This is a genomic window from Arthrobacter sp. B1805, from assembly GCF_002929745.1.
In the GTDB taxonomy this organism is placed as follows: domain Bacteria; phylum Actinomycetota; class Actinomycetes; order Actinomycetales; family Micrococcaceae; genus Arthrobacter_D.
Genome location: NZ_PJIQ01000064.1, coordinates 1 through 665, shown reverse-complemented (window position 1 = coordinate 665; position 665 = coordinate 1). Strand labels below are relative to the sequence as shown.

The 665-nt window shown below is 66.6% G+C and carries 1 protein-coding gene; it reads right to left on the bottom strand.

What is annotated here, in order from left to right:
• On the bottom strand, nucleotides 1–665 hold a 665-nt coding region (locus CXQ96_RS17895), incomplete at both ends, for a DUF808 family protein (RefSeq protein WP_104119373.1).

Below are 665 nucleotides of genomic sequence, written 5' to 3'. Positions count from 1 at the left end.
AGCACGGCGGGCATCCCCTTCACGAGCAGCTCACCGAGGCGCTTGGAGCCCGCGGAGTCCTTGGTGGTGAGGTGCAGGCCGATGTCGTCCATCTTGACGATGAGTGCCACGGCACCGTACACGATCACCGTGATCGCGAACGCTACGACGATCAGGATGAGCGCCCGTGCCCACAGGGACTCGTCAGCGACCTCGGTCATCGAAATGACCATGATCTCGCAGGACAGGATGAAGTCGGTGGTGATGGCGCCCTTGGTGACCTTGGCCTCCGCCTCCGGGCCCCGTTCGACCGCCGGTGCCTTCTCGGCCTCGGAGTGGCCACGGAGCTTGTGCCAGACCTTCTCCGCCCCCTCGTAGCAGAGGTAGGTGCCGCCCAGCATGAGGATGAACGGGATGATCGCCGGGACGAAGGCGCTGATGAGCAGCAGCGCCGGCAGGATGATCACCAGCTTGTTCCGGAGCGATCCCCAGAAGATCCGCTTGATCATCGGCAGTTCGCGGGACGGGTCGGCCCCGGACACGTACTGGGGGGTGACGGCGGCGTCGTCGATCACCACGCCGGCGGCCTTGGTCCCCGCTTTCGCGGCCCCGGCAGCGACGTCGTCCATCGAGGCAGCTGCAATGCGGGCCAGGGCGGCGACGTCGTCCAAAAGCGCGACGAGACC